The 255-nt window shown below is 47.5% G+C and carries 1 protein-coding gene; it reads right to left on the reverse strand.

Annotated elements, in window-relative coordinates; genetic code table 11:
- Positions 1 to 255: condensation domain-containing protein (locus ICN41_RS11305; protein ID WP_216293030.1), on the reverse strand; the 255-nt coding region annotated here is incomplete at both ends.

Consider the following 255-nt stretch of genomic DNA (forward strand, 5'->3'; position numbering starts at 1 on the left):
AGCGCTCAAACGGTAGATCTTGATCGACTAAAGCAGCCTCTACACTTGCTTTTGCTCTACGAATCAGTTCAGTACCAGTGCACTGACCAGCAATCGATAAGGGCAGGGCTAAGGTGTTGAGTAAAAACCCAATCAAGCCTTCAGTTTCTACTCGATTGCGTCCTGCTACTGGCGAGCCAATCACCACTTCTGCTTGATTGGCTAAGCGCGCTAAGCTAGCACCATAGCCAGCATAGATAACAGTAAATAAGGTAG

The organism is Polynucleobacter sp. 15G-AUS-farblos, from assembly GCF_018882445.1.
GTDB lineage: Bacteria > Pseudomonadota > Gammaproteobacteria > Burkholderiales > Burkholderiaceae > Polynucleobacter.